A 23225-nucleotide genomic window follows, 5' to 3' on the forward strand; every position below is an offset into this window, starting at 1 on the left:
CCGCGACGGCTCCGCAGCGACGACCGGGGGAGCATGAACACCCACGAACGACGGCGGCTGGCCGCCCTGCGCACCGACCGCGAGACGGTGCTCGCCGCCGCGGCCGCGCTGCGGCACGAGGCCGTGCAGGCGCGCTACGCCGGGCTCAGCCGCCCCGAGATCGCGTTCGGCCTGGCCTCGGTGCTGGAGATGCTGGCGATGCGGATCGCCGACCAGCCCCCGGACGTCCGCGCGCACGTCGTGCGGATCGCCCGGGAGATGGCCGGCGACACGATGGACTCACCGACGATCCGGCGCACCCGTCGTCGGTGATCCACCGGAGTTGTCCACAGGTGTGTGCACAGCTGGGGACGGATCGAACCGGTGTTCGACCGGAGCCTAGCGGACGCCCTCCATCAGGACCTTCAGCTTCGGCACCAGCGCGACGACGACCAGGCCGACCACGATCGCGGTCACCCCGGTGATGCCGAAGTAGGCCACCTCGGCGCCCTCGCTGTAGAGCTCCGCGAGCAGCCCGGAGAGCACGGTGCCCATCGAGACCGACAGGAAGAACAGCGCCACCATCTGGGTCTGGAACGCCTGCGGCGCCAGCTTGGTCGACAGCGACTGCCCGACCGGCGAGGTGAACAGCTCGGCCAGGCAGAACACCAGCAGGATCCCGACGACCGCGAGCAGCGGCGTCCCGTTGGCGCCGGTGCCGGCGAACGGCACGAACAGCAGGAACGCGCAGCCGACGACCACGGTGCCGATCGCCATCTTCAGCGGCGACGACGGCTGGCGCGGCCCGAGCTTGGTCCACACCGTGGCGTAGACGCCGGCGAGCAGGATGACGAAGACCGGCTCGATCGACTGGGTCCAGGTCACCGGCATCTCCCAGCCGAGGATCGTCCGGTCCAGGCGCTTGTCGGCGTAGATGGTGAGCACGGTGAAGATCTGCTGGAAGATCGCCCAGAACATCACCGAGGCGAGCCACATCGGCAGGAACGCCAGCACCCGGCGGCGCTCGACGCGGTCCACCTTCGGGCTGGTCAACATGAGCGTGAAGTAGGAGACGGTCGCGACCAGGACGATCCCGAACACGATCCACTTCAGCCGGTCGGCGGTGATCACGTCGGTGGCGATCAGGACACCGACGACGACCAGCAGCGCGACCGCGCCGATCCCGGCCCGGATCCGGGTGGCGGCCGGGAGCGGGTTCGGGACGACCCAGCCCGACTCCGGGAGCGCGCGCCGGTTGAACCAGTACTGGACCAGGCCGATCGCCATGCCGACCGCGGCGGCGCCGAAGCCGATGTGGAAGCCCCACGTCGACTGCAGCAGCCCGGTGAGCAGCGGCCCGCTGAAGGCACCGATGTTGACGCCCAGGTAGAAGATCGAGAACCCGGCGTCGCGACGGTCGTCGCCCGGGCCGTAGAGCGACGCCAGGATCGTCGAGGCGTTCGCCTTGATCCCGCCGCTGCCGAACGCGACCAGCACCAGGCCGATCGCGAGCCCGGGCGCACCGGGGACCAGGGCCAGCGCGATGTGGCCCGCCATCACCGAGACGGCGCTGCCGAACAGCACCCGCTCGGGACCGAAGAGCCGGTCGGCGGACCAGGCCGCGAGGATCGTCGAGAGGTAGACGGTGCCGCCGTAGGCGCCGACGATGCCCGCCGCCACCCCCTCGTCCAGACCCAGGCCGCCCTGGGTGGCCGAGTAGTACATGTAGATGAGCAGGATCCCCTGCATGCCGTAGAAGGAGAACCGCTCGAACATCTCGACGCCGAACAGGGTCGAGAGCTGGACGGGGTGGCCGAGAAAGGTCCTCTCCCGGCGCTGGGATGTGGTCGTGGTGTCGGACACGCCGTTCGGTCTACTCCGCGACGCAACGGTCGTAAAGCGCTTGACGAGTGACCGTCACCGCATCGCAACCCGTCAGAGGGACGCCGGTCCCTCTTCCGGGACCATCCCGACCCGGTCGGCGACGGCGGCCATGACGTCCTGGACGGCGACGGTGTCCGCGAGCGGCATGACCGGGCTCTCGGTCTCCCCGGCCGCGACCCGGCGGGTCACCTCCTCGATCTCGTGCGCGTAGCCGCGCCCGGTGGCCGGCAGCACGATCTCCTCGGGGTCGGCGCCGTGCCGGTGCACCACGATCCGGTCCGGGTGGTGGAAGCGCGGCGGCACCTCGATCCAGCCCTCGGTGCCGATCACCCGGGCCGAGCCGGGCATCGCGCACTGCAGGCTGACCTGCAGTGCGGCGCTGCGGCCGTCGGGCCAGCCGAGCAGGATCGACTCCTCCAGGTCCACACCGGACGGCGTCAGCGCACCGCTCGCGGCGACCGTACCGGGGCTGCCGAGCAGCATCTGGGCGAACGAGACCACGTAGACGCCGAGGTCGAACAGGGCACCGCCGCCGAGCTCCGGGGAGAAGAAGCGGTCGTCGTCCGCGGTGCGGTTGCGCACGCCGAGGTCGGCCTGCACGGAGCGGACCTCCCCGATCGCGCCCTCGGCGACGAGCTCGCGCAGCCGGACGACGGCCGGGAAGAACCGCGTCCACATCGCCTCCATCACGAACACGCCCCGGCGGCGGGCGGCCGCGGCGATCTCGCGGGTCGCGACGGAGCTGACGGTGAACGCCTTCTCCACCATCAGCGCCTTCCCGGCCTCGATCGCGGCCAGGGCGATCGCGCGGTGCTGCGGGTGCGGGGTCGCGACGTAGAGGACGTCGATGTCGGGGTCGTCGAGGATCGCCCGGTAGCCGGTGTGCACCCGCTCGATCCCGTGCCGGCGGGCGAACTCCGCGCCGCGTTCCGCGGAACGCGACGCGACGGCGACGAGCTCGGCGCCGGGCACGTGCGCGAAGTCCGGCGCGACGGCGTCGGCGATGCGGCCCGGACCGATGATTCCCCACTTCACGCTCATGGCCCCGATCCTGCCCGGCCCCGGCGGGAAGTTCCCGGCGGCCGACCGATGAGTCCGGTCACCGCGCCCGGTCCACCCCTTCGAACGGCACCGGAACCTCCGGCGCCACGTCCACACAGGAGCCCGCGATGCCGAACATGATCTTCGTGAACCTGCCGGTCGCCGACCTCGGCGCGGCGAAGACCTTCTACTCCGCGCTCGGTTTCGGGCTGAACGAGCAGTTCTCCGACGAGCGCACCGCGTCGTTCGTGGTCAGCGACGCCATCGTGATCATGGTGATGGCGCAGGACCGGTTCCGGGAGTTCACCGAGCAGCCCGGCGTCGCCGACCCGCGGACCGCCCGGGAGGTCATCAACGCCTTCGGCGTGGAGAGCCGCGACGACGTCGACCGGCTGATCGACGCCGGTCTGGCCGCGGGCGGCACCCTGTCCGGCAAGACCGAGGACCACGGCTTCATGTACGGCCGCGGCATCGACGACCCGGACGGCCACCACCTGGAGTTCGTGTGGATGGACCCGTCGGCCGTCGCCGGGGGGTGACCGGCGCCCGGTCCGCCGCTGCCGCCCACGGGGGGTGCGGCAGCGGCGGTCCCGGTCAGACCGCGCGCAGCGGGCGCGCCTTGCGGACGAGCCCGTCGATGGCGAGTGCGTAGCCGTCGACGCCGAACCCGACGACGATCCCGGCCGCCACCGGCGAGACGAACGAGTGGTGCCGGAAGGCCTCGCGGCCGTGCACGTTGGAGATGTGCACCTCGACCGTGGGGAGCTCGGCGCCCTCGATCGCGTCGTGCAGCGCGACCGAGGTGTGGGTGTAGGCGGCGGCGTTGAGGACCAGGCCGACCGCGTCGCCGCGCTTCACCGCGGCACCGGCCTCGTGGATCCAGTCGACGAGGACGCCCTCGTGGTTGGTCTGGCGGAAGTCCAGCTCGAGATGGTGCGCGGCGGCCGACTCCCGGCACAGCGCCTCGACGTCGGCGAGCACGGTGGTCCCGTACACCTCCGGCTTGCGGGTCCCGAGCAGGTTGAGGTTCGGGCCGTTGAACACGAAGACGGTGGTCACGCCCGCGATCCTCTCAGCCGCGCCAGCCGGGGCGGACCAGGCCCGACTCGTAGGCCAGTACGACCAGCTGCGCGCGGTCCCGGGCGCCGAGCTTGGTCATCGTGCGGCTGACGTGGGTCTTCGCCGTCGTCGGGCTCATGTGCAGGCGGGCGGCGATCTCGTCGTTGGACAGCCCGGCCGCGACCTCGGCGAGGACCTCCCGCTCGCGGTCGGTGAGCTCGCCGAGCCGGACCGCGCCGTCGGGGCCGCCCCGGGAGCGCGCCGCGAACTCGGCGATCAGGGTGCGGGTGACCGCCGGGGCGAGCAGGGCCTCCCCGCTGTGGACGACCCGGATGGCGTGGATGAGGTCGGCCGGTTCGGAGTCCTTGACCAGGAAGCCGCTGGCGCCGCCGCGGATCGCGTCGAAGACGTAGGAGTCGTCGGTGAAGGTGGTCAGGACGACCACCCGGGTGCCGGCGAGGTCCGGGTCGTCGGTGATCTCCCGGGTCGCGGTGATGCCGTCGGTGCCGGGCATGCGGATGTCCATGAGGACGACGTCCGGGTGGTGCTCGCGGGCCGCGGTGACGGCCTGTGCGCCGTCGGCGGCCTCGGCGACCACGTCCAGGTCGGGCTGGGAACCGAGCAGGGCGCGGAACCCGGAGCGGACGAGCGCCTGGTCGTCGGCGAGCAGGACGCGGATCACCTGTCGGCTCCCGGGGTCGTGGGGCGGTCGGTCGCCCCGGTCGACCCCACCCGTCCGGTCGCAGCCGGTTCCACGTGCGGCCGGGCGTCCGGGGCAGCACGGTCCGGGGCGGCGGCGTCCGAGGCGGGGGCGTCGGCCGGAGCGGCGGGGGCGCCCGGAACGGTGGGGTCGTCCGGGGCGGCGCGGTCGGCCGGGGGCGCGGGCAGGTGGGCGTGCACCCGGAAGCCCCGCTCCGGGCCCGGCCCCGCCTCCAGGGTCCCGCCGACCGAGCGCGCGCGCTCGCGCATGCCGGTCAGCCCCGTGCCGTCCACCGCGCCGGGCGCCGGGCCGGCACCGTCGTCGTCGACGGTCAGGTCCAGCGCGTCGTCGCCGAACCGGAGGGTGACCACCGCGGTGCCCGCCCCCGCGTGCCGACGCGTGTTGGTCAGCGACTCCTGCACGATCCGGTACGCGGCCAGGTCCACCCCGGTCGGCAGCGGCCGCGGGGTCCCCTCGGTGCCGCGGTGCACCGGCAGCCCCGCGACGCGCACCTCGTCGAGCAGCGCGTCGAGCCGGTCCAGGCCGGGGGTGGGCGCACGCGGTGCCTGCTCGTCGACCCCGCGCAGCACGCCGAGGGTGGAGCGCATCTCGCGCAGCAGGTCGCGGCTGGCCCGCTTGATCTCGGTGAGCGCGGTGCGGGCCTGCTCCGGGTCGTCGTCCATCAGGTAGAGCGCGACCCCGGCCTGCACGTTGATCAGGGAGACGTGGTGGCCCAGCACGTCGTGCAGCTCCTGGGCGATGCGCAGCCGTTCGGCGTCGGCGCTGCGCCGACGCTCGGCCTCGGCGGCCCGCCGGGCCTGCGCCGTGCGCTCGCGCCGGACCCGCCACAGGGCGCCGCCCGCGACGAGCGCCGCCAGCCAGGCCAGCACCGGCGCGGTCGCCGGCCACGGGATCGGCCGCCCGGTCACGAGCAGCCACCCGGCCAGCACGGCCAGCGCGACGACGAGCACCGCGAGCGCCCGGTGGTGGCGCCCCGCGGCGACCGCGGACACCAGCGCCACGGCGAACGCGAACCCCAGCGGCCCCAGCAGCGGGTACCCCAGGCCCAGGTAGACGACGACCGCGGCCGCGCACACCGCGAGCGCCACGACCCGGTTCAGGTGCCGGAACAGCAGCGCGACCGGCCCCACCGCGAGCAGCACGGCGGCGAGCCCGTCGAGCGGGAGCGCCGTCGTGTCCGGGTCCGGGTACTGCGCGCTGCGGACGGCGTAGAACGCCGTCCCGCCCACGGTGAACAGGCCGACGACCAGCGCGGGGACGAGGATCCGCGCGATCCCGCCCCACCTCGGACGTCGGTCGGCGGGCACGCGGGACACCGTAGACCGGGGCACCGACAGCGGTCGTCGTCCGGACGGTGACCGGTGCCGTACACCCGCGGGAGTACGCGGGCGGCCGCTCCTTCCCCGGGGGCGGCAGCGGGATCGGCGACCGCGGGCGGACGCGCGCGCCCCCTCGGCACGGCGACGCTGGCCGTCATGACAGCGACTCCGGACACCCGTCCCGCACCCGGACCGGCCACCGCACCGGCACCGGCCGCACCGTCCTCCGCCACACCGTCCCCCGCCACACCGCTCCCGGCCGACACGGCCCCGACCGCGCCCACGGCGACGACCGCGGGCGGCCTCCCGCCCCGGTCCGACGCCCTGCTCGCCTCGGACGCCGAGCGCGAGCACGTCACCGCCCGGCTGCGGACGGCCGCCGCCGAGGGGCGCCTGACCCTCGCCGAGTCCGACGAGCGGCAGGCCGCCGCCTACGCCGCCCGCACCCGCGACGAGCTCGTCCCGCTGCTCGCCGGGCTGCCCCGCCCGCCGCGCCCGCGTCGCCCCCGGCGCGGTCCGCTCACCCCCCGCGCGCAGCGCAACCTGCGGATCCACGCCGGGGTGACCGTCGCCGTGCTGCTCCTGCTGGTGCTGGGCGCGGTGCTCGGCCCGGCGCCGCTGTTCGTCCCGATCGGGCCGGCGTTCTGGCTGGGCCTGATCCTGTTCGTGCACTCCCGGCGGGCCGAGCGCGAGGCGTCGCCGGACGAGGAGCTGCCCGAGGAACTGCGGTGACCGCCGTCGCCGAGCGGGCCGGACGGACCGCACCGCGGCGGCTCGCCCGGCGCCCGCGGGCCGCGCTGCGGACGGTGCACGTGCTGCTCGCGGTGGCCTGGACCGGCGCGTCGCTGGTGATGCTGGTGCTGCCCGTGGCGGTGCTGCTGCAGGGCACCGACGCCGGGTTCGCCGTCGCGGTGATGGGCACCGTCGGGAACGGGATGATCCCGTTCCTCGCCGTCGGCACCGTCCTCAGCGGGGCGGCCCTCGGTCTCGGAACGGCGTGGGGGCTGTTCCGGTACCGCTGGGTCGTCGCGAAGACCGTGCTGGCGCTGGCGGTGATCGTCTCGTCGCTCGCGCTCACCACCGGGTGGGTCGACACCGCCGCGGCCGGGGACCGGTCGGTCCTGCCGCTGCTGGTCGCGGCGTCGGTGCTGCACCAGGTGATGCTGCTGGGCGCGACGGTGCTGTCGGTGGAGAAGCCCGGCGGACGGCTGTCCCGGCAGCGGTTGACAGGCAACCGAATGGTTGCATAATTGGCCGCGTGACCGACGTGGACGCCGTCTTCCGCGCACTCGCGGACCCGACGCGGCGGCGCATCCTCGACCGGTTGCACGAGCAGGGCGAGTCGACGCTCGGCGCACTGTGCGAGGGACTGGACATGAGCCGGCAGGCCGTGTCCAAGCACCTCGCGCAGCTGGAGGCGGCCGGGCTGGTGACGACCCTGCGTCGCGGCCGGGAGAAGCTCCACCACCTCGACCCGGTCCCCATCCAGGAGATCCACGACCGGTGGATCGGGAAGTTCGAGCGCAGCCGGGTGCAGGCGGTCACCGCCCTGCGCGCGGCGCTGGAGGAGCACGATGAGCAGTGAGCGCAGGTTCGTCTACACGACCTACATCCGCAGCACCGCCGAGCAGGTGTTCCGGGCGCTGACCACGCCCGCGTTCACCATGCAGTACTGGGGCGGCGCGGAGCTGACCTCGGACTGGCGGGTCGGGAGCCCGCTGGAGGCGGTCCATCCCGACCGCGACGACTTCATCGGCGAGATCCTCGCCGTCGAGCCGCCGCACCGGCTGTCCTACACCTTCACCGGCCGCGCCGAACAGGCCGCGGGGCGGCCGCCGACCGTCGTCGAGTTCGCGGTCTCCCCGTTCGGCGACGAGGCGGTGAAGCTGCAGGTCGTCCACACCGGTTTCACCGACGACGAGCAGGGCGCGCAGGACGTCCGCGACGTCGGCGAGGGCTGGCCCGCGATCCTGTCCGCGCTCAAGACGCTGCTGGAGACCGACCGGCCGCTGGCCTCCCCCGGTCACTTCGCGCCACGGACACCGGCGACGCACGCCCGGTGAGTCCGCGCGCGGACCTGTCGCCCGGTGGTCTCCGGGCCGGAGGGTCCCCGACGGCTCTCAGCGGCCGAACAGGCGGGCCCACCAGCCACGGCGGGCCCCCGGCGCGGGCTCCGCGGTGGCGGGCGGCGGCGCGGCGGGCCGGGCGGCGGCCCGCCGTCGCTCCCGGGCCGCGTGCCAGCGCGCGACGACCTCGTCGGCGTCGAGCCTGCGGATCGGCACGCGCGGGCCCATCGGGTGGCGCATGTAATCGACGACCCGGGAGTTGACCTCCTCGACGTGCTCGCGCACGCGGCGCTCGTCGACGAAGCGGGTGACGGTCTCGTCGATCCGGTCCAGCTCCTTGCGCAGCTGGATCGACGGCGGCAGCATCGCGTCGCCCGGGACGCCCTCCCGCTCCAGGTAGCCGCGGATCCACCAGTTCTCGTCGACCGGGCCGATCCGTCCCGCGCCGGGCAACGGCTTGCCCTTGCCGGGCAGGTCGTCGAAGTCGCCCCGCTCGACGGCCTCCCGGATCGTCCGGTCGACCGGTGACTCGAACCGCGGGTCCACACCGTTCATGGCTGCACCACCCCGTCGCGAGGTTACCGGCGAGCGCCCTTTCCTGTCGGTGGTCGGGTGCACACTCCGCGCCATGACGACGACACCCGCGACAGCCCCCACGACCGACCGTTCCCGCGCGCTGGACCTGGCGCGCCACTACCCCGGCCGGCGGGTGGGGCACGTCGCCGCGCAGCAGCGGAGAGCGGGGTTCCCCGACCGCAACTGGCGCCTCGGCGCCGACGGCGAGCAGCGCACCGCACACCTGCTGACCGCGCTGACGGGGCGGACCCGCCGGGACCGGCTGCTCGGCAGGCCCGCGGCGTGGCAGGTCCTGCACTCGGTCCCGCTCGACGGCGGCGCCGCCGACCTCGACCACGTCCTGATCGGGCCACCCGGCATCTGCGTCATCGACACCCGCCACCACCGCGGCCGCTCCCTGCTGCTCGACGGCGAGCGGCTGGTCGTCGCGGGGACGGCCACGGACGCGGTGCCGCGGGCCCGGGCCGAGGCGCAGCGGGTCCGCGAGCTGCTGCTCCCCCGGCTCGGGGCCGCCGCGTCGACGCCGGTCCGCCCGGTGATCGCGCTGGTCGGGGCCCCGCTCCGGGTACGCCGCTGGCCCGACGACGTCGTGGTCGCCACCGAGGGCGCGCTGGTGTACGCCCTGCGTGGGCTGACCCCGGTGCTCGGCCCACGGGAGGTGGAGCGGATCCACGCCGTCGCCCGGCGCCCGGAGAGCTGGGGGTGAGGCGTGCGCCGGGTCACGGCGCCTTCCCCGCGCGGGGCCGGATCAGCATGCTCTCCCGGTGACCTCGACCGCCCCGGCCCGGACCGGGCTGCACCGTGTCCCGGTCCCGGACGGCGTCGCACCGTCCGGGGTGGCGGCGGCGGTGCGCCGGCTGGCCCACCGGCCGCGGCTGGTCGCCTTCGGCGGGAGCTGGTCGTGGGGGGCGCTGGTCGCCACCGACCCGGTGCTCACCGCGCCGGACGGGGCCGACCCGTTCGCCGTGCTGGACGCGCCGCCACGGTCCGCCGGCCCGGAGGCGAGCCCGGTCGCGGGCCCGGGCGCCGGGACGGACGCGGGGACCGGCGGGGCCGTCGGTGGCGGCTGGTTCGGGCTCCTGGACCACGCCCCGCCCGGTGTGCGGCCGACGGCGGCGCTGTCCTGGTACCGCGACGTGCTGCGGCACGACGGCGAGCGCTGGTGGTTCGAGGCGCTGGTCGCCGGCGGAACCCCGCTACCGGGCCTGCCGGACCACCCCGGTGCGGTGCACCCCGACACCGGCTCGGCCGAGCGCCGGTACGCGCAGCTGTGCGCCGACCTCGCCCGCCCGGCGCCGGACCGGACGGCCCGGATCGCGGTCACCCGGTGGCCCGACCGCGACGCGCACCTGGCCGCGGTCGAGCGGTGCGTCACCGAGATCCGCCGCGGCGAGATCTTCCAGGCCAACATCGCGACCCGGCTGGAGGTGCGGCTCGACGGCGACCCGCACGAGGCGTGGGCCCGGCTCGTCGAGCCGGTCGCACCGGCCCGCGCCGCACTCGTCGTGACGCCGGAGCGGGCGGCGGTGGGCGCGAGCCCGGAGCTGTTCCTGCACCGTGCCGGAGACCGGGTCACCACCGCGCCGATCAAGGGCACCCGGCCGCGCACCGGTGGCGACGCCGACGACGCCGAACGCGCGCGGCTCGGCGCCTCGGTGAAGGACGCCGCCGAGAACGTGATGATCGTCGACCTGATGCGCAACGACCTGGCCCGGGTCGCACGGCCCGGCGGGGTACGGCCGGGGCGGCTGCTCGCCGTCGAACCGCATCCGGGGGTGTGGCACCTGGTGTCGCGGGTGCACGCGACGCTGCGCGACGACGTCACCGACGCCGACCTGCTCACCGCCACGTTCCCGCCGGGCTCGGTCACCGGCGCGCCGAAGATCCGGGCCTGCGAGGTGATCGCCGACTGCGAGGACGGCGACCGCGGGCTGTTCACCGGCGCCGTCGGCGGGGTGAGCCCGCTGGCCGGGCTGGAGCTGAACGTCGCGATCCGCACCCTCGACCTCGGCCCCGCCGGGCCCGGCGGCAGCCGCACCGGCCGGCTCGGCGTCGGCGGGGGCATCACCGTCGACTCCGACCCGGCGGAGGAGTTCGGCGAGGTCCTGACCAAGGCGGCCCCGGTCCTGGCCGCGCTGGACGGCCCGCCCCGGCCGGTCCGGCCGCCCGTCGCCCGACCCGCCGACCGGGCCGCGGGCCTGTTCGAGACGCTGGCCTGCGTCGACGGCCGGGCCCGCCGGGTCGGCGAGCACGCCGCCCGGCTGCGCCGCTCCTACCTCGCGGTCACCGGCCGGCCCCTCGACGCGCGGGTCGAGACCGAGGTCGCCGCGGCCGTCGCCGGACTGGCCGGGCACCACCGGGTCCGGGTCGAGGCGACGCCGGACGACCCGTCGCGGGTCACCGTGCGCGCGGTCCCCTGGTCCGGACCGGTCCCGCTCGACGCGCAGGGCGGGGTGGTCGCCGTCGTCCGGCGCGGCACCGACGGCGAGTCCCACAAGTTCGCCGACCGCCGCTGGCTCGACGCCCACGAGGCCGAGGTCGGGGACGGTGCGCCGCTGCTGTGCGACCCGGCGGGCCTGGTGCTGGAGACGACGCGTTCCGCCGTCGCCGCCGTGCACCGGGGGCGGCTGTGGGTCCCCCCGCTCGACGGCCGCATCCTGCCCGGCACCGGCCGCCGCGCGCTGCTCGACGTGCTGGGCCCCGGCGCCGTGCGGATCGCCCCGCTGCCCCTGGCCGCGCTCGCCGAGGCCGACGGGTTCCTGCTGGTCAACGCGCTGCGCGGGGTGCAGTGGGTGCGCCGGGTCGAGGACGACGGCCACACCGTCGCCGCGTGGGCGGCCCCGGACCCGCTGACCCACCGCCTCGCCGCGACGCTGTCGCGCTGACCGAGCGCCGCGCCACCACACCGCCTCCCCGCGCGACCGCCGGTACCGCCCCGCGGCCCCCGCCCGGCACCGCGACCGGCAGCGCGACCGGCAGCGCGACCGGCAGCGCGACCGCCAGCGCCCCGCCGGCCACGGACCGCACGACCTCGCACCGGTTCCCCGCACCTCGCAGCCCCTGCAGACGGTGCGAGGTCCTCAGAAGGTGTGCGAGGTCGGCCCGCACCGGCAGGATCGGGTCGTGAGCACCGACCGGATCGCCGCCGAGCTGCGTCGCCCCCTGCGGTGGGTCCCACCGATCCCGCTGCACCGCCCCCGGCTGCTGCGCCTGCTGCAGCGGCTGTCCCGGCGCGGCAGGCCCGCCGCCGTCGACGGGGTCCGGTCCACCACCCACCCGGGCCCGCCGCTGCTGCGCGTGCACGTCCCCGACCACCGCACGACCCCCGCGGCGCTGCTGTGGTTCCACGGCGGCGGCCTCGTACTGGGCTCCCCCATGATCGACGACGTGCGGTGCGGCGAGCTCGCCGCGGACCTGGGGATCGTCGTCGTCTCGGTGGACTACCGGCTCGCGCCCGGTGATCCGTTCCCGGCCGCGCTCGACGACTGCCACGCCGGCTGGACCTGGCTGCGCGACGCCGCCGACCGGCTGGAGGTCGACCCGGCGCGGATCGCCGTCGGCGGGGCGAGCGCCGGGGGCTGCCTGGCCGCCCCGCTGGTCCAGCGCCTGCACGACGAGGGCGGACCGCAGCCGGTCGCGCAGTGGCTGGTCTACCCGATGCTCGACGACCGCACCGCCGCCCGTCGCGAGCTCGACCGGCCCCCGCACCGGGTGTGGAACAACCGCAACAACGAGGTCGGCTGGCGGGCCTACCTGGGGCGCCCGCCCGGGACCGGCGAGCCCGCCCCGTACGCGGTGCCCGCCCGTCGCGCCGACCTGTCCGGGCTGCCGCCCACGTGGATCGGCGTCGGCGACGTCGACCTGTTCCACGACGAGGACATCACCTACGCGCGGCGGCTGCGGGAGGCCGGGGTGCCGGTCGAGCTCGACGTCGTCCCCGGCGCCCCGCACGGCTTCGACGGCTGGGGCAAGGGCGTCGCGCTCGCCGACGACTTCACCGGACGCTCGGTCGCCTGGCTGCGCGGCGCGCTCGGCGGCTGATCACCCGGCCAGGTCCAGCAGCAGCGCGGCCAGCTCGCGGGGCCGGTTCTGCGGCACCAGGTGGTGGGTGTCGATCTCGGCGTAGCGCCAGGCGTCGGAGGTCCGGGCGCGGTCGGCAGCCGCGGTGAACGGCCCGCCCGCGACGTCCTCCCGGGTCGCCCGCACGAACGTCCGGCCGCACGGCCACTGCTCCAGCGGCCGGGACAGCCGCACCGGCTCGGTGAGCGTGCGGACCGGCTGCGGGGAGCGTCGCGGCGCCGACCACGCGGCCTCGGCCGGGTCGTCGTAGTGCCGCTCCGGGCCCGGGACCAGCCACGACGACCCCAGTCCCGGTGCGCCCGGCGCCGGCACCGCGCCGGCGAGGCCGGGCGCCAGGTCCAGCGCGGACTCGCCGTCGGCGGGGACGAACGCGTCGAGGTAGACCAGCTCGCGGACACGGTCACCGATCTCGTCGAGCGCCCCGGTGACGACCATGCCGCCGTAGGAGAACCCGAGCAGCACGATGTCGCGCAGGTCCTCGTAGAGCACGGCGTTGACCACGTCGCGCACGTGCACGGACAGGTCGATCCACGGCCCCGCCAGGTGCGAGCGCTCCCCGATGCCGGTGAGCGCGGGCGTCACCACGTCGTGGCCGGACGCGCGCAGCAGCGGACGCACCAGGTGGAAGGAGTGGGCGCCACCCCAGGCGCCGTGGACCAGCACGAACGTCGTCATGACGGCAGACTTCCACGACGATGAGCGATTTCCCCGACGGCTTCTTCGACCGCGCCGACCCGGTCGACGACCGCGAGTTCTACCTGCCCCCGCGCTTCGTCCAGCACATCGACGAGGGCGCGATCGCCGCCGCGTCGGCGTTCTACGACGAGATCGGCACCACCGGCCGGGTGCTGGACCTGATGTCGTCGTGGGTGTCGCACCTGCCGCGCCGCCCGGAGCACCTGACCGTGCTGGGCATGAACCGGGCCGAGCTCGCCGCCAACGAGATGGCCCACGAGGCCGTCCGCCACGACCTCAACGCCGACCCGGTGCTCCCCTTCGCCGACGCCGCGTTCGACGCCTGCGTCTGCACCGTCTCGGTCGACTACCTGACCGACCCGGTCGCGGTGTTCGCCGAGGTGGGACGGGTGCTGGTGCCGGGCGGGTTGTTCGCCGCCACGTTCTCGAACCGCTGCTTCCCGACCAAGGCGGTCCGCGGCTGGCTCGCCTCCGACGACAGGACGCGGGTCGCGATCGTCGGGGAGTACTTCCGGCGCAGCGGCGCGTTCGACGCCCCCTCGGCCCGCGACTGCGGCGCGCCCGGGGATCCGCTGTACGCGGTGTGGGCCCGCACCCCTACCGGCTGAGGAACTCGGTCACCGCCCGCTCGAACTCCGCCGGGCACTCCATGTTCGGGTAGTGCGCGGTCCCCGGCAGCGTCACGAGCCGGCCGTCCGGCACGGCCGCGACCGTGTCGGCGACGATCCGCCGGTGGCCCTCGGAGTCCAGGTCGCCGACGATCCCGAGCAGCGGCACCGCCAGGTTCCGGGTGCGGGCGAGGGCGTCGTCGAGGAAACCGATCGGCGGCGGCGGCGCGGCCGGGTCCGCGGGCAGGTGGTGGGCGAGCAGGTCCACGGCCATCAGCCGGACCTCGGCGAGCACGGCAGGGTCGACGTCGGCGGCCGTGCGGTACGGGCCGGGCACGAACTCCAGGAAGACCGCGATCCACCGCTCGGCGTCGAGGTCGATACGGGCCTGCTCCCAGCGGGCCATGGTGTCGAGCATCCACGGGTCCGTCCAGGCCGGCTCCCCGGCTCCGGCCCCGCAGACCACGACCCGGTCGACGAGGTCCGGGCGCTCCAGCGCGGTGTCGAACGCGGTCCGCGCCCCCATCGACAGCCCCACCAGGACCGCCGGGCCCAGGTCCAGGTGCTCGAGCAGCGCCGCGACGTCGTCGTGCGGGCGGTACCCCTCGGGGCCGGGGTCGGACGAGGCACCGTGCCCGCGGGCGTCCGGGACGACGACCCGGTGCCGGTCGGAGAGCGCGGCGACCTGCCGGGCCCACATCCGGCCGTCGAGCGCACCGCCGTGCAGCAGGACCAGCGGGGGCAGCCCGCCGGGGTGCGGACCGGTGTCGCGGTAGGCGATCCGGACGCCCGGCACGGTCAGGAACGTCGGGACGGTGGCCTGGGCGAGCGTGAGTGTCATGACAACCAAGGTGTCATAGCACACAGAGAATGACAACTGAGGTGTCATACTGCGGTGGTGACCGATGTCGACCGGGCCGCCGAGCAGCTCGCCGAGGTGTACGTGCTGGTGGGGCCCCTGTATCGGCGGGTGCTGCGCGAGGTCGAGGAGGCGGAGCCGGACAACCGGATGTCCGCCGGCGTGCGTGCGGTGCTCGACCAGCTGCGCCGCCACGGACCGATGACCGTGCCGGAGATCGGCCGGTCGCAGTCACTGAGCCGTCAGTTCGTGCAGCGCATGGTCGACGACGCCCTCGCCGCCGGCCTGGTCGAGCGGACCGAGAACCCCCGCCACCGGCGGTCCAAGCTCGTCGCCGCCACCGCGGCGGGCCGGGCGGTCATCGACGACGTCGTCGGGCGCGAGCACGCCCGGCTGCGGGCGGTCGCCGCGCGGCTGCGGCCCGGCGACGTCGACGCCACGTTGCGCGTCCTGGCGGCGATGGTCGCCGACCTGGCCGAGATCGAACCCGGGATCGGGCCTGAGCATTGACCGCCCCGGCCCCGTGACGCACGATCCGACCGAGATCGACCCCTCACCACTGGCGGTGCCCACGCATGTCCGACACGTTCACCTTCTCCGGCCGCGACGGCGCCGCCGTCACCGCCTACCGCTGGCTCCCCGCCGCCGCGGGCGACCCGGTGCGCGGGATCGTCCAGATCACCCACGGCATGGGCGAGCACGCCCTGCGCTACGTCGCCCTCGCCGACGCGCTGACCGCCCGCGGCTTCGCCGTCTACGCCCAGGACCACCGCGGTCACGGCGCCACCGCGGGTGGGCCCGAGAACTTCGGCGTCCTCGGCGACGACGGCTGGGGGCAGCTGGTCAGCGACATCGGACTGCTGTCCGCGCACGCCCGCGCCGAGCACCCGGGCGCCCCGCTGGTGCTGCTCGGTCACAGCATGGGCTCGTTCGCCGTGCAGCAGTTCCTCGTCGCCGACGGGACGCCGCCGGACGCGGTCGTGCTGTCCGGCACCGCGTTGCTCGACCTGATGGAGCAGGGCCTGGACCTGTCCGCGCCGCTGGACCTGTCGTCGTTCAACGCGCCGTTCGAGCAGCGCACCGGTTTCGAGTGGCTCAGCCGCGACCCCGCGCAGGTCGACGCCTACGTCGCCGACGCCCGCTGCGGCTTCGGCCTCGACCTGCCCGGCACGCAGGCGATGTTCGCCGCCGCCCGGCCGCTCGGCGAGGTCGCCACGCTCAAGCGGATCGCGGGCGGGCTGCCGGTGTACGTCGTCGTCGGGGACGAGGACCCGGTCAACGCCGGGCTGGCCCTGGTGCGGCCGCTGACCGAGCGCTACGCCGAGGCCGGGCTGCAGGACGTCACGCTGAAGATCTGGCCGGGTGCCCGGCACGAGGTGTTCAACGAGACCAACCGCGAGGAGATCGTCGCGGACCTGCTGTCCTGGCTCGACCGTGTCGTCCCCCAGCGGCGGGGCGCCTGAGTTGCGCGTCGACACCACCGGCGGCTTCTCCGCCTCCCCGCTCGAGACCGAGGCGGCGGCCGTCGCCGCGGAGGCCGAGGGCTACGACGCCCTGTCGGTCCCCGAGACCTCGCACGACGCGTTCGTGTCGCTGGCGCTGGCCGCCCGGGCGACCAGCCGGATCCGGCTGCAGTCGGCGATCGCGGTCGCCTTCGCCCGCAACCCGATGACGCTGGCCTACCAGGCCAACGACGTGCAGCTGCTCTCCGGCGGCCGGTTCGACCTGGGGCTCGGCTCGCAGGTCCGCCCGCACATCGAGCGCCGGTTCGGGATGCCGTGGAGCCGCCCCGCGGCCCGGATGGAGGACTTCGTCTCCGCCCTGCGGGCGATCTTCGACGCCTGGGCCACCGGGGACCGGCTGCACCACCGCGGCGAGTTCTACTCCCACACCCTGATGACCGAGTTCTTCTCACCGGGGCCGAACCCGCACGGGATCCCGCCGGTGATGCTGGCCGCGGTCGGCGAGCGGATGACCGAGGTCGCGGGCCGGGTCACCGACGGCCTGCTGGCGCACTCGCTGACCTCGCCGTCGTACCTGGCGGAGGTGACGCTGCCCGCGCTGCGCCGCGGACGCGGCCGCGACGACCTCACCGGCTTCGACGTCTGCCTTCCGGTCTTCGCCGTCCTGGGCGCCGACGCCGAGGCCCGGGCCGTCGCCGAGGCCGGGGTGCGCCGCCAGATCGCCTTCTACGCCTCCACCCCGCCGTACAAGCCGGTGCTGGAGCACCACGGCCGCGGCGCGCTCGCCGACGAGCTCAACGGACTGTCGCGCCGGCAGGCCTGGGACGAGATGGCCGGCCTGGTCGACGACGACCTGCTGGCCATGTTCGCCGTCGCGGGCGACCCGGCCGGGGTGGCGTCCGAGGTCGCGGACCGCTACCGCGGCCTCGTCGACCGGGTCTCGCTCAACACCCCCTACGACGCCGACCCCGCCCTGGTGCTCGACGTCGTCACCCGGCTGCGCGCGGCGTGAGCACGCATCCGGAGATCCGGGAGGGGGTCCGCGCGGTCTGCTCCGGCTTCGGGGCGGAGTACTGGCGCACCTGCGACCGCGAGCACCGGTTCCCCCAGGAGTTCCACGACGCGATGGCCGCCGGCGGCTGGATCGGCGTCGCCATCCCCGAGGCCTACGGCGGCGGGGGCGCCGGGATCTCCGAGGCCGCCGCGGTGATGGAGGAGGTCGCCGCGTCCGGGGCGGCGATGAACGGGGCGTCGGCGATCCACCTGTCGGTCTTCGGGATGAACCCGGTCGTCCGGCACGGCTCGGAGGAGATGCGGCGGCGCTACCTGCCCCGGGTCGCCGACGGGTCGCTGCAGGTCGCGTTCGGCGTCACCGAGCCCGACGCGGGCCTCGACACCACCGCGATCACCACGACCGCCCGCCGCGACGGCGACCGCTACCTGGTCCGCGGGCGCAAGGTGTGGACGTCGAAGGCGCCGTTCTGCGACAAGGTCCTGCTGCTGGTGCGCACCACCCCGCGCGTGGAGGTGGCGAAGCGGACCGACGGGCTGTCGCTGCTGCTCGCCGACCTGCAGCGCCCCGAGGTCACGATCACCCCGATCGACAAGCTGGGCCGCAACGCGGTGGTGTCCTGCGAGGTCGTCTACGACGACCTGCCCGTCGACGCCGCCGACCTGGTCGGCGAGGAGGGCCGCGGCTTCCGGCTGATCCTCGACGGGCTCAACCCGGAACGGATCCTGATCGCCGCCGAGGCGCTGGGCACCGGGCGGGCCGCGCTGGCCGCCGCCGTCGCCTACGCGAAGGAGCGCACCGTGTTCGGGCGGCCGATCGGGCAGAACCAGGGCATCGCGTTCCCGCTGGCCGAGGCGCACATGCGGCTCCAGGCGGCGGCACTGGTGATCGCCGACGCCGCGGCCCGCTACGACGCGGGCGAGCCGTGCGGCGAGCAGGCCAACACCGCGAAGTTCCTGGCCGCCGAGGCCGCGTTCTTCGCCGCGGACCGGGCGGTGCAGACCCTCGGCGGGTTCGGCTACGCCACCGAGTACGACGTGAGCCGCTACTTCACCGAGGCCCGCCTGATGCGCCTGGCACCGCTGCCGCAGGAGATGGTGCTCAACCACGTCGCCGAGCACGTGCTCGGGCTGCCCCGCAGCTACTGACACACGACGGCGGCCGGTGACCCGAGCGGGTCACCGGCCGCCGTGCGTGCCGCGTACTACCGCAGGCCCAGCTTCTTGGAGCAGGCCGGCCACGCCTTCCAGCCCTGGGCGTCCAGGACGTTCTCGGCGACGCGGATCTGCTCGGACTTGCTGGCGTTGTGCGCCTTGCCCGACCCGCCGAAGGCCTTCCAGGTGGACTGCGTGAACTGCAGGCCGCCGGAGAAGCCGTTGCCGGTGTTGGTGTTCCAGTTCCCGCTGGACTCGCACTGGGCGAGCTTGTCCCACGTCGAGGTCGCGACGGACTGCGTGGGGACCGCGACGGCGGCGGGGGCGACCGCGGCGGAGGTCTCGGGGGCGGCCGTCGCGGGCCCGGCGAGGGCGAGCGGAGCGCCGAACGCCAGGACACCGGCGACGAGAGTTCCGACGAAACGCCCACGGATGGACATGCGCGTGCTGCTCATTGTTGATCACCTGAGGTCCGGACCCACGGCTTTCCGGGCGGGCCGGTCGCGCGGGGAGCGCTGTGCCGGTGTCGTCGCGAGGGGACTCGCGGCCCGCGGCCCCGTCTCGGTCCGTGCAGGTCGACTGGCCGGGGACCGCGGGACGGGGCCGTGGTGGCGTGGCGGTTCCGGCGCTTCGGTGCGTGCCCGGCCCGTGTGGACCGGAGCGACCACGAAGGTCGCCGACCGGCCGAGATCAGGTCAAGCGGACGGCCGGTGACGTATCACACGGAGATAACGACCGATTACGTCGTCGCAGCTCAGGAGTACATTTCCACGATCACGAAACCGACAGGGAAGGCGCCGATGCTTTCGATCCGGAGATGTTCCACCGGCGTCAGCGGCGCGGCGCGCCCTCGGCCCGGCGCAGGGTGAACACCGCGATCCGCACGACCATCGCGTCGAGCAGCAGACCGCCGAACGCCCACGCGTCGAGCCAGGCGGTCCAGTTCACCCCCTGCGCGACGGCGAGGAGCCCGGGCACGAGGAACAGCGCGACACCGAGCCCGCCGGCGACGGCACAGGCGAGCAGCGCCGGGCCGTCGGCCCGGCGCAGCAGCAGGAGCAGCGACACGACGGCGGCCGCGGCGACGAGCCCGTCCAGCCCGGCCAGGACCGGCCCCACGGCGCCGAACGCGAGCCGGACGTGCACAGCGGCCGAGAGCACCAGCAGCACGGTCAGGATCCGGCGCCCGGTCACCGGGCCGCGGTCGTCGCTCATGGGTCCATCCTCACCTACCGCACCCGCAGCACCAGGAGGCGGCAGTCGACCTGCTGCCCGGACCGGTAGGGCGCGACCTCGATCGAGACGGCCTCGAACACGTCGGCGGCGGCGAGCCGGTCGACCTCGGCACGGTAGCCCCCGGACTCCCAGACGTCGTCGAGGACGGTCGCGACCAGGTACCCGCCCGGCCGCACGACCCGGGTGAACTCCGCCAGCGCCGAGGGCCCGACGTGGGCGTGGGTGAGCGTCCCGACGCAGACGACGACGTCGTAGGAGTCGTCGGGCAGCGCGAGCGCGGCGGTGAGGTCGGCCTCGCGCAGCTCCCGGTAGGCGCCGGTGGCGCGGGCCCGCTCCAGCATTCCGGTCGACAGGTCGATCCCGTCGACGGTGGTCGCGCCGCGCTCGCGGAGCGCGACGCCGACCAGCCCGGTGCCGCAGCCGGCGTCGAGGATCTCCCCGCCGGGGCCCGCGGCCGCGACGACGGCGTCCGCGGTGACCGCGGGCGCGACGTAGCCCTGGGTCTCGCCGGCGAGGTCCGCGTCGTAGGTGGGGGCCCACTCGTCGTAGAGGGCCCGGGCGTCGGCCGGGCCGCTCAGCGAGTAGGCGCGTTCCAGGTGGGGGTCGCCCCCGGTGCTCGTGGCCATCGCCCGATCATGGTGGACGGCCCGCGGGCTGTCATGCGCGCCCGAGCAACCCCCGGCGCGGCGGGTCGGCGGCGAGCAGCGAGAGCGCGCACAGCGCGCCCCAGCCGGCGGCGACCATGGTCGCCTTCTCCCGGGCGTCGCGGTCGGGGAGCTGCGAGCCCAGCACCACGAGGTCGACGACGTCGGCGCCGACCCGCACCGCGATGGCGGCCTTGAGCGGGGTGCCGGCCGGGGCCAGCGCCATGGCCAGGCCGGACGCGAGGTCGCGCCCGCCGACCGCCCGCGCGAGCAGCGTGGTCCCCGAAGACGGAGTCCGGCCGCCGCCGGACAGCTTCGTCGGCGACAGCAGCACGTCCGGCTTCGCGGCGACGGCCGCGCCGTAGGCGGCGGTGGCGGCGCCCAGCAGGCGGGGGATCCAGGTCAGGTCACGACGGGGCATGTACCCGGTGTACCCGTTCCGCGCCGGTTCTCGCCCGCCCGCACGGACCGGCGACCGAGCGGCCGGTGAGCGTGCCGAGCGCGAGCACCGCACCCCACGGCCCGATCACCCAGATCGGCCAGAAGTAGCCGCCGCCCCCGCCGAGCGCGACGGCGGCCCAGACCGTCAGGACGATCACCGCGGTCAGCGCCCACGGCCCCCAGGTCGCGGCCAGGACGGTCCGGCGGACCCGGCGCTCACGCTCCGGGTCGGCGGGTCGCGGCAGCCGGGGCAGGTCCGCCTCGACGGCGGCGAGCTCGGACGCCGTGCGCGCCGCGGTCACCTGCTCGCTGCGGGTGGAGAACTCGGCGAGGTCGAGCCGCCCGTCCCCCACGTGCCTGCCGAGCCGTTCCAGTGCGCGCTCCCGCTCGGCGTCACCGATGCGTATGTCCACCATGACCACCCCTCCTGATCGGATATCGAGACTATCCGCTATCCGTGTCGGGAGCACAAGTCAGAGCTCGTCGAGGAAGGCCAGCGCCGCCTCCGCCGAGGTGCGCCGCCAGGCGGCCAGCATCCGGTCGAACTCGTCGGCGCCGTCGTCCCCCGCCCGCCCGGCCCGGTCCTGCTCCGCCCGCAGCGCCGCGACGATCGGGGCCAGCTCGCGACGCTGGGCGTCGACCAGCGCGGTCGCGTCCCGGCCGTGCCGATGCAGCACCGCCAGCTTCAGCAGGAACTCCGAGCGCAGGTCCCGCACGTGCGGGACCGGGGTGCCCAGCCAGGCGTCGACGTGGCCGCGGCCGGTGGGGGTCGCGGCGTAGAGGGTGCGGGGCGGGCCGCCCTTCGTCTCGACGGCCTCGGCGGTGATCAGGCCGGCGTCGACCAGCCTGCCGATGGCCCGGTAGACGACCGGGCGCGGGATCTGCCAGACCCGGCCCAGCTCGCCGTCGGCGGCGGTGAGCGCGGCGACGGCGAAACCGTGCACCGGACGCTCGCCGGCCACGGCCAGCACCACCCATTCGGCGAGTCCCAGCCGCGGAAGCATCGGGCCAGCGTAGGGCCTCAGCGGTTGACGGCCGCCCCGTTGCCCTCGTCCCAGGAGAAGCCCCGGTCGTAGAGGAAGCGCAGCTCCTCGTCGCTCTCCAGCACCAGGCGCTGCCCGTCGCCGGTCAGCTCCACCCGGCCGTCGGGCCGGGGCGTCCAGGTCAGCTCGGCGGTCCGGACGGCGGGCTCGACCAGGGAGGTGGCCCCGGACTGCGGCGCGTTCCACTCGACGCGGATCGTCCGGTCCCCGACGGGCCGCCACGTCCCCCGGACGAAGGTGCTGTCGGCGAGCCGGAGCGAGATCCCGGCCGAGCCGGACTGCGGGTAGCCGGGGATCGGGATCGACGGGCCGACGTAGGTCCACTGCCCGACGGCGACGTGCTGCCACCGCCGGTCGTCGGCGAGCCGCGCGGCCGGGGCCGTCGGGTCCTCCACCACCCGGTAGACCCCGGCGAGCGCGACGTCGGAACGCTGGAACGGGGGCTGGACCTGCTGGAACAGCACCCCCATCGCCGCGATCAGCACCAGCCCGAGCGCCGGCACGAGCCACCGGGTCACCCGGCGGACCCGCGGCCACGGCAGCAGCCGCGGGGACCCCTCGGTCGCCGCCGTCGGACGACCGGCCAGGAACCGGACCACCCGCGGCAGCTCGGGGGCCGCGACGAGCGCGAACCCGACCGTCAGAGCGAGGGCGAACTGCTTGACCGGCACGTCGTAGGTCATGTTCAGCAGGAAGACGGTGCCGAGAGCGACGGTCCCGAGCAGGCCGCCGATCCAGGCCGTGCGCCGGAACACCAGCAGCAGCACGACGACGAGCTCGGCGAACCCGGCGAGGAACTGGATCACCGGGGAGTAGGCCATGAGCCCCCACAGCAGGCCCATCGGGCTCTTCTCGCCGGTCATGACGAGCGCCTCGGAGTAGTCGGCCCGGCCCATCTGGGACAGGTTCAGCTTGGACCAGACGTAGGCCTGCATGAGCAGGATCAGGGCGAACCGCAGCAGCGCGTGCAGCGCCCAGCCCACCCGGTTCCACCACGGTCGCGGCGCCGTCGGCACCGCCGTCGTCGCGGCGGTGCCGGCCACACCGTCCTCCCGCCGCACCGCGGCGTCCCCCCTCGTCCCGGTCATGCGGCGACGGTAGGACGCCACGGCACGGTCGCGGATCCCTCCTCCGGCCGATCCTCGGCGCCGGCCCTCGTTCTCGAGTGGGAGACGTGAACCACAGCCCGCGACTGCATTGCGCACAACCGTTGCCGGGTAGCCACATGGCGATGCGGTTGTACGACGGCCGCCCGTCCCCGCCGCGGCACCGGAGCCCGGCCACCCCAGACACGACGTCCCCACGCGACGCCGACCAGGAGGAAACGTGCCCACGACCGTGCCC

29 protein-coding genes are annotated in these 23225 nt (G+C 75.2%); 14 read left to right on the forward strand and 15 right to left on the reverse strand.

Translation table 11 applies throughout. From position 1 onward, the window contains the following. Positions 1-33 precede the first annotated feature (33 nt). Complete coding sequence (locus KPL60_RS30085) at positions 34-312, forward strand: hypothetical protein (RefSeq protein WP_062398562.1); 279 nt, start codon at positions 34-36, stop codon at positions 310-312. 66 nt (positions 313-378) lie between these two features. On the opposite strand, the gene KPL60_RS30090 is transcribed toward KPL60_RS30085, so the two are convergent. Together KPL60_RS30090 and KPL60_RS30095 are read right to left on the reverse strand one after the other, a co-directional pair. Further along, on the reverse strand, positions 379-1842 hold the full coding sequence (locus KPL60_RS30090) for a peptide MFS transporter (protein WP_226367904.1): 1464 nt from the start codon (positions 1840-1842) through the stop codon (positions 379-381). A 72-nt stretch (positions 1843-1914) separates the two neighbouring features. Continuing rightward, entirely contained in the window at positions 1915-2904 is a 990-nt protein-coding gene (locus KPL60_RS30095; RefSeq protein ID WP_226354211.1) for a Gfo/Idh/MocA family protein, read from the reverse strand. A gap of 128 nt (positions 2905-3032) precedes the next feature. On the opposite strand from KPL60_RS30095, the gene KPL60_RS30100 reads away from it, so the two are divergent. After that, positions 3033-3443 carry a VOC family protein gene (locus tag KPL60_RS30100; RefSeq protein WP_226367905.1) on the forward strand — a complete coding sequence of 137 codons (411 nt, stop codon included), beginning with the start codon at positions 3033-3035 and terminating at the stop codon, positions 3441-3443. Between the two features lie 55 nt (positions 3444-3498). Here the strand turns inward: KPL60_RS30100 and aroQ are convergent, their stop codons facing one another. The 3 genes from aroQ to KPL60_RS34940 are packed head-to-tail and all read right to left on the reverse strand — an operon-like array spanning position 3499 to position 5991. Next, positions 3499-3972, reverse strand: a complete 474-nt coding sequence (gene aroQ / locus KPL60_RS30105; RefSeq protein WP_226368272.1) for a type II 3-dehydroquinate dehydratase — start codon at positions 3970-3972, stop codon at positions 3499-3501. A gap of 4 nt (positions 3973-3976) precedes the next feature. Next, positions 3977-4645 carry a response regulator transcription factor gene (locus KPL60_RS30110; RefSeq protein WP_226354213.1) on the reverse strand — a complete coding sequence of 223 codons (669 nt, stop codon included), beginning with the start codon at positions 4643-4645 and terminating at the stop codon, positions 3977-3979. Beyond that, positions 4642-5991: a sensor histidine kinase gene (locus KPL60_RS34940; RefSeq protein WP_226354214.1), complete on the reverse strand. Its 1350-nt coding sequence runs from the start codon at positions 5989-5991 to the stop codon at positions 4642-4644. Before KPL60_RS34940 ends, KPL60_RS30110 begins: the two co-directional genes overlap by 4 nt. A 168-nt stretch (positions 5992-6159) precedes the next feature. Here KPL60_RS34940 and KPL60_RS30120 point away from each other — a divergent pair, with 168 nt between their 5' ends. The 4 genes from KPL60_RS30120 to KPL60_RS30130 are packed head-to-tail and all read left to right on the forward strand — an operon-like array spanning position 6160 to position 8066. Beyond that, a complete protein-coding gene (locus KPL60_RS30120) occupies positions 6160-6735 on the forward strand; it encodes a DUF1707 domain-containing protein (RefSeq protein ID WP_226354215.1) in 576 nt (191 codons plus the stop codon). Continuing rightward, positions 6732-7253 (forward strand): hypothetical protein, encoded by a 522-nt coding sequence (locus tag KPL60_RS30125; RefSeq protein ID WP_226367906.1) that lies wholly within the window; start codon positions 6732-6734, stop codon positions 7251-7253. The genes KPL60_RS30120 and KPL60_RS30125 overlap by 4 nt, the downstream gene beginning before the upstream one ends. A gap of 8 nt (positions 7254-7261) precedes the next feature. Next, positions 7262-7588 carry a helix-turn-helix transcriptional regulator gene (locus KPL60_RS34945; RefSeq protein ID WP_073575964.1) on the forward strand — a complete coding sequence of 109 codons (327 nt, stop codon included), beginning with the start codon at positions 7262-7264 and terminating at the stop codon, positions 7586-7588. After that, the gene (locus KPL60_RS30130; protein WP_308016859.1) at positions 7578-8066 is read left to right on the forward strand and encodes an SRPBCC family protein; all 489 of its coding nucleotides are present in this window, start codon (positions 7578-7580) and stop codon (positions 8064-8066) included. The genes KPL60_RS34945 and KPL60_RS30130 overlap by 11 nt, the downstream gene beginning before the upstream one ends. A 57-nt stretch (positions 8067-8123) precedes the next feature. Here KPL60_RS30130 and KPL60_RS30135 read toward each other — a convergent pair whose 3' ends face one another. Further along, positions 8124-8624, reverse strand: coding sequence for a DUF1992 domain-containing protein (locus KPL60_RS30135; protein ID WP_226367907.1), 501 nt, complete (start codon positions 8622-8624; stop codon positions 8124-8126). A gap of 73 nt (positions 8625-8697) precedes the next feature. Here KPL60_RS30135 and KPL60_RS30140 point away from each other — a divergent pair, with 73 nt between their 5' ends. From KPL60_RS30140 to KPL60_RS30150, 3 genes are all read left to right on the forward strand, one after another. Beyond that, the gene (locus KPL60_RS30140) at positions 8698-9351 is read left to right on the forward strand and encodes a nuclease-related domain-containing protein (RefSeq protein WP_226367908.1); all 654 of its coding nucleotides are present in this window, start codon (positions 8698-8700) and stop codon (positions 9349-9351) included. A 58-nt stretch (positions 9352-9409) separates the two neighbouring features. Further along, positions 9410-11530, forward strand: a complete 2121-nt coding sequence (locus tag KPL60_RS30145; RefSeq protein WP_226367909.1) for a chorismate-binding protein — start codon at positions 9410-9412, stop codon at positions 11528-11530. 238 nt (positions 11531-11768) lie between these two features. After that, positions 11769-12686 (forward strand): alpha/beta hydrolase, encoded by a 918-nt coding sequence (locus KPL60_RS30150; RefSeq protein ID WP_226367910.1) that lies wholly within the window; start codon positions 11769-11771, stop codon positions 12684-12686. Here the strand turns inward: KPL60_RS30150 and KPL60_RS30155 are convergent, their stop codons facing one another. Further along, positions 12687-13400: an alpha/beta hydrolase gene (locus KPL60_RS30155; protein ID WP_226367911.1), complete on the reverse strand. Its 714-nt coding sequence runs from the start codon at positions 13398-13400 to the stop codon at positions 12687-12689. 20 nt (positions 13401-13420) lie between these two features. Between KPL60_RS30155 and KPL60_RS30160 the strand changes: the two genes are divergently transcribed. Further along, positions 13421-14029, forward strand: a complete 609-nt coding sequence (locus KPL60_RS30160; protein ID WP_226367912.1) for a class I SAM-dependent methyltransferase — start codon at positions 13421-13423, stop codon at positions 14027-14029. On the opposite strand, the gene KPL60_RS30165 is transcribed toward KPL60_RS30160, so the two are convergent. Beyond that, entirely contained in the window at positions 14019-14870 is an 852-nt protein-coding gene (locus tag KPL60_RS30165) for an alpha/beta fold hydrolase (protein ID WP_226354223.1), read from the reverse strand. The genes KPL60_RS30160 and KPL60_RS30165 overlap by 11 nt on opposite strands. A gap of 57 nt (positions 14871-14927) precedes the next feature. Between KPL60_RS30165 and KPL60_RS30170 the strand changes: the two genes are divergently transcribed. The 4 genes from KPL60_RS30170 (at position 14928) to KPL60_RS30185 (ending at position 18511) form a co-directional block, all read left to right on the forward strand. Then, complete coding sequence (locus KPL60_RS30170; RefSeq protein WP_226354224.1) at positions 14928-15398, forward strand: MarR family winged helix-turn-helix transcriptional regulator; 471 nt, start codon at positions 14928-14930, stop codon at positions 15396-15398. Between the two features lie 65 nt (positions 15399-15463). Next, the gene (locus KPL60_RS30175; RefSeq protein ID WP_226367913.1) at positions 15464-16351 is read left to right on the forward strand and encodes an alpha/beta fold hydrolase; all 888 of its coding nucleotides are present in this window, start codon (positions 15464-15466) and stop codon (positions 16349-16351) included. Between the two features lies 1 nt (position 16352). After that, positions 16353-17363, forward strand: a complete 1011-nt coding sequence (locus tag KPL60_RS30180) for a TIGR03617 family F420-dependent LLM class oxidoreductase (protein ID WP_226367914.1) — start codon at positions 16353-16355, stop codon at positions 17361-17363. Continuing rightward, positions 17360-18511, forward strand: a complete 1152-nt coding sequence (locus KPL60_RS30185; protein ID WP_226367915.1) for an acyl-CoA dehydrogenase family protein — start codon at positions 17360-17362, stop codon at positions 18509-18511. Before KPL60_RS30180 ends, KPL60_RS30185 begins: the two co-directional genes overlap by 4 nt. 56 nt (positions 18512-18567) lie before the next feature. Here KPL60_RS30185 and KPL60_RS30190 read toward each other — a convergent pair whose 3' ends face one another. The 7 genes from KPL60_RS30190 to KPL60_RS30220 all read right to left on the reverse strand — a co-directional run bounded on the left by KPL60_RS30190 (position 18568) and on the right by KPL60_RS30220 (position 22969). Then, entirely contained in the window at positions 18568-18972 is a 405-nt protein-coding gene (locus KPL60_RS30190) for a transglycosylase family protein (RefSeq protein WP_373324044.1), read from the reverse strand. Positions 18973-19348: 376 nt separating this feature from the next. Further along, complete coding sequence (locus KPL60_RS30195) at positions 19349-19732, reverse strand: hypothetical protein (RefSeq protein WP_226367916.1); 384 nt, start codon at positions 19730-19732, stop codon at positions 19349-19351. Between the two features lie 14 nt (positions 19733-19746). After that, on the reverse strand, positions 19747-20379 hold the full coding sequence (locus KPL60_RS30200) for a class I SAM-dependent methyltransferase (protein WP_226354229.1): 633 nt from the start codon (positions 20377-20379) through the stop codon (positions 19747-19749). 31 nt (positions 20380-20410) lie between these two features. Continuing rightward, positions 20411-20818: a hypothetical protein gene (locus tag KPL60_RS30205; protein ID WP_226354230.1), complete on the reverse strand. Its 408-nt coding sequence runs from the start codon at positions 20816-20818 to the stop codon at positions 20411-20413. Then, on the reverse strand, positions 20805-21254 hold the full coding sequence (locus KPL60_RS30210) for a DUF1707 domain-containing protein (RefSeq protein ID WP_226367917.1): 450 nt from the start codon (positions 21252-21254) through the stop codon (positions 20805-20807). The genes KPL60_RS30205 and KPL60_RS30210 overlap by 14 nt, the downstream gene beginning before the upstream one ends. Before the next feature lie 57 nt (positions 21255-21311). Beyond that, positions 21312-21842, reverse strand: a complete 531-nt coding sequence (locus KPL60_RS30215) for a PadR family transcriptional regulator (RefSeq protein WP_226367918.1) — start codon at positions 21840-21842, stop codon at positions 21312-21314. 17 nt (positions 21843-21859) lie between these two features. Further along, positions 21860-22969, reverse strand: a complete 1110-nt coding sequence (locus KPL60_RS30220; RefSeq protein ID WP_226367919.1) for a hypothetical protein — start codon at positions 22967-22969, stop codon at positions 21860-21862. Between the last annotated feature and the right edge of the window lie 256 nt (positions 22970-23225).

This window comes from Pseudonocardia sp. ICBG162, from assembly GCF_020496225.1.
In the GTDB taxonomy this organism is placed as follows: domain Bacteria; phylum Actinomycetota; class Actinomycetes; order Mycobacteriales; family Pseudonocardiaceae; genus Pseudonocardia; species Pseudonocardia alni.

What these genes read in the sequence shown, in the direction of transcription:
- KPL60_RS30205 (WP_226354230.1), bottom strand. Translation starts at nt 20,818, where the DNA reads ATGCCCCGTCGTGACCTGACCTGGATCCCCCGCCTGCTGGGCGCCGCC.
- KPL60_RS30190 (WP_373324044.1), bottom strand. Translation starts at nt 18,972, where the DNA reads ATGAGCAGCACGCGCATGTCCATCCGTGGGCGTTTCGTCGGAACTCTC.
- KPL60_RS30175 (WP_226367913.1), top strand. Translation starts at nt 15,464, where the DNA reads ATGTCCGACACGTTCACCTTCTCCGGCCGCGACGGCGCCGCCGTCACC.
- KPL60_RS30095 (WP_226354211.1), bottom strand. Translation starts at nt 2,904, where the DNA reads ATGAGCGTGAAGTGGGGAATCATCGGTCCGGGCCGCATCGCCGACGCC.
- KPL60_RS30215 (WP_226367918.1), bottom strand. Translation starts at nt 21,842, where the DNA reads ATGCTTCCGCGGCTGGGACTCGCCGAATGGGTGGTGCTGGCCGTGGCC.
- KPL60_RS30120 (WP_226354215.1), top strand. Translation starts at nt 6,160, where the DNA reads ATGACAGCGACTCCGGACACCCGTCCCGCACCCGGACCGGCCACCGCA.
- KPL60_RS30165 (WP_226354223.1), bottom strand. Translation starts at nt 14,870, where the DNA reads ATGACACTCACGCTCGCCCAGGCCACCGTCCCGACGTTCCTGACCGTG.
- KPL60_RS30140 (WP_226367908.1), top strand. Translation starts at nt 8,698, where the DNA reads ATGACGACGACACCCGCGACAGCCCCCACGACCGACCGTTCCCGCGCG.
- KPL60_RS30220 (WP_226367919.1), bottom strand. Translation starts at nt 22,969, where the DNA reads ATGACCGGGACGAGGGGGGACGCCGCGGTGCGGCGGGAGGACGGTGTG.
- KPL60_RS30135 (WP_226367907.1), bottom strand. Translation starts at nt 8,624, where the DNA reads ATGAACGGTGTGGACCCGCGGTTCGAGTCACCGGTCGACCGGACGATC.
- KPL60_RS30200 (WP_226354229.1), bottom strand. Translation starts at nt 20,379, where the DNA reads ATGGCCACGAGCACCGGGGGCGACCCCCACCTGGAACGCGCCTACTCG.
- KPL60_RS30130 (WP_308016859.1), top strand. Translation starts at nt 7,578, where the DNA reads ATGAGCAGTGAGCGCAGGTTCGTCTACACGACCTACATCCGCAGCACC.
- KPL60_RS30085 (WP_062398562.1), top strand. Translation starts at nt 34, where the DNA reads ATGAACACCCACGAACGACGGCGGCTGGCCGCCCTGCGCACCGACCGC.
- KPL60_RS30155 (WP_226367911.1), bottom strand. Translation starts at nt 13,400, where the DNA reads ATGACGACGTTCGTGCTGGTCCACGGCGCCTGGGGTGGCGCCCACTCC.
- KPL60_RS30160 (WP_226367912.1), top strand. Translation starts at nt 13,421, where the DNA reads ATGAGCGATTTCCCCGACGGCTTCTTCGACCGCGCCGACCCGGTCGAC.
- KPL60_RS30100 (WP_226367905.1), top strand. Translation starts at nt 3,033, where the DNA reads ATGCCGAACATGATCTTCGTGAACCTGCCGGTCGCCGACCTCGGCGCG.
- KPL60_RS30210 (WP_226367917.1), bottom strand. Translation starts at nt 21,254, where the DNA reads ATGGTGGACATACGCATCGGTGACGCCGAGCGGGAGCGCGCACTGGAA.
- KPL60_RS30195 (WP_226367916.1), bottom strand. Translation starts at nt 19,732, where the DNA reads ATGAGCGACGACCGCGGCCCGGTGACCGGGCGCCGGATCCTGACCGTG.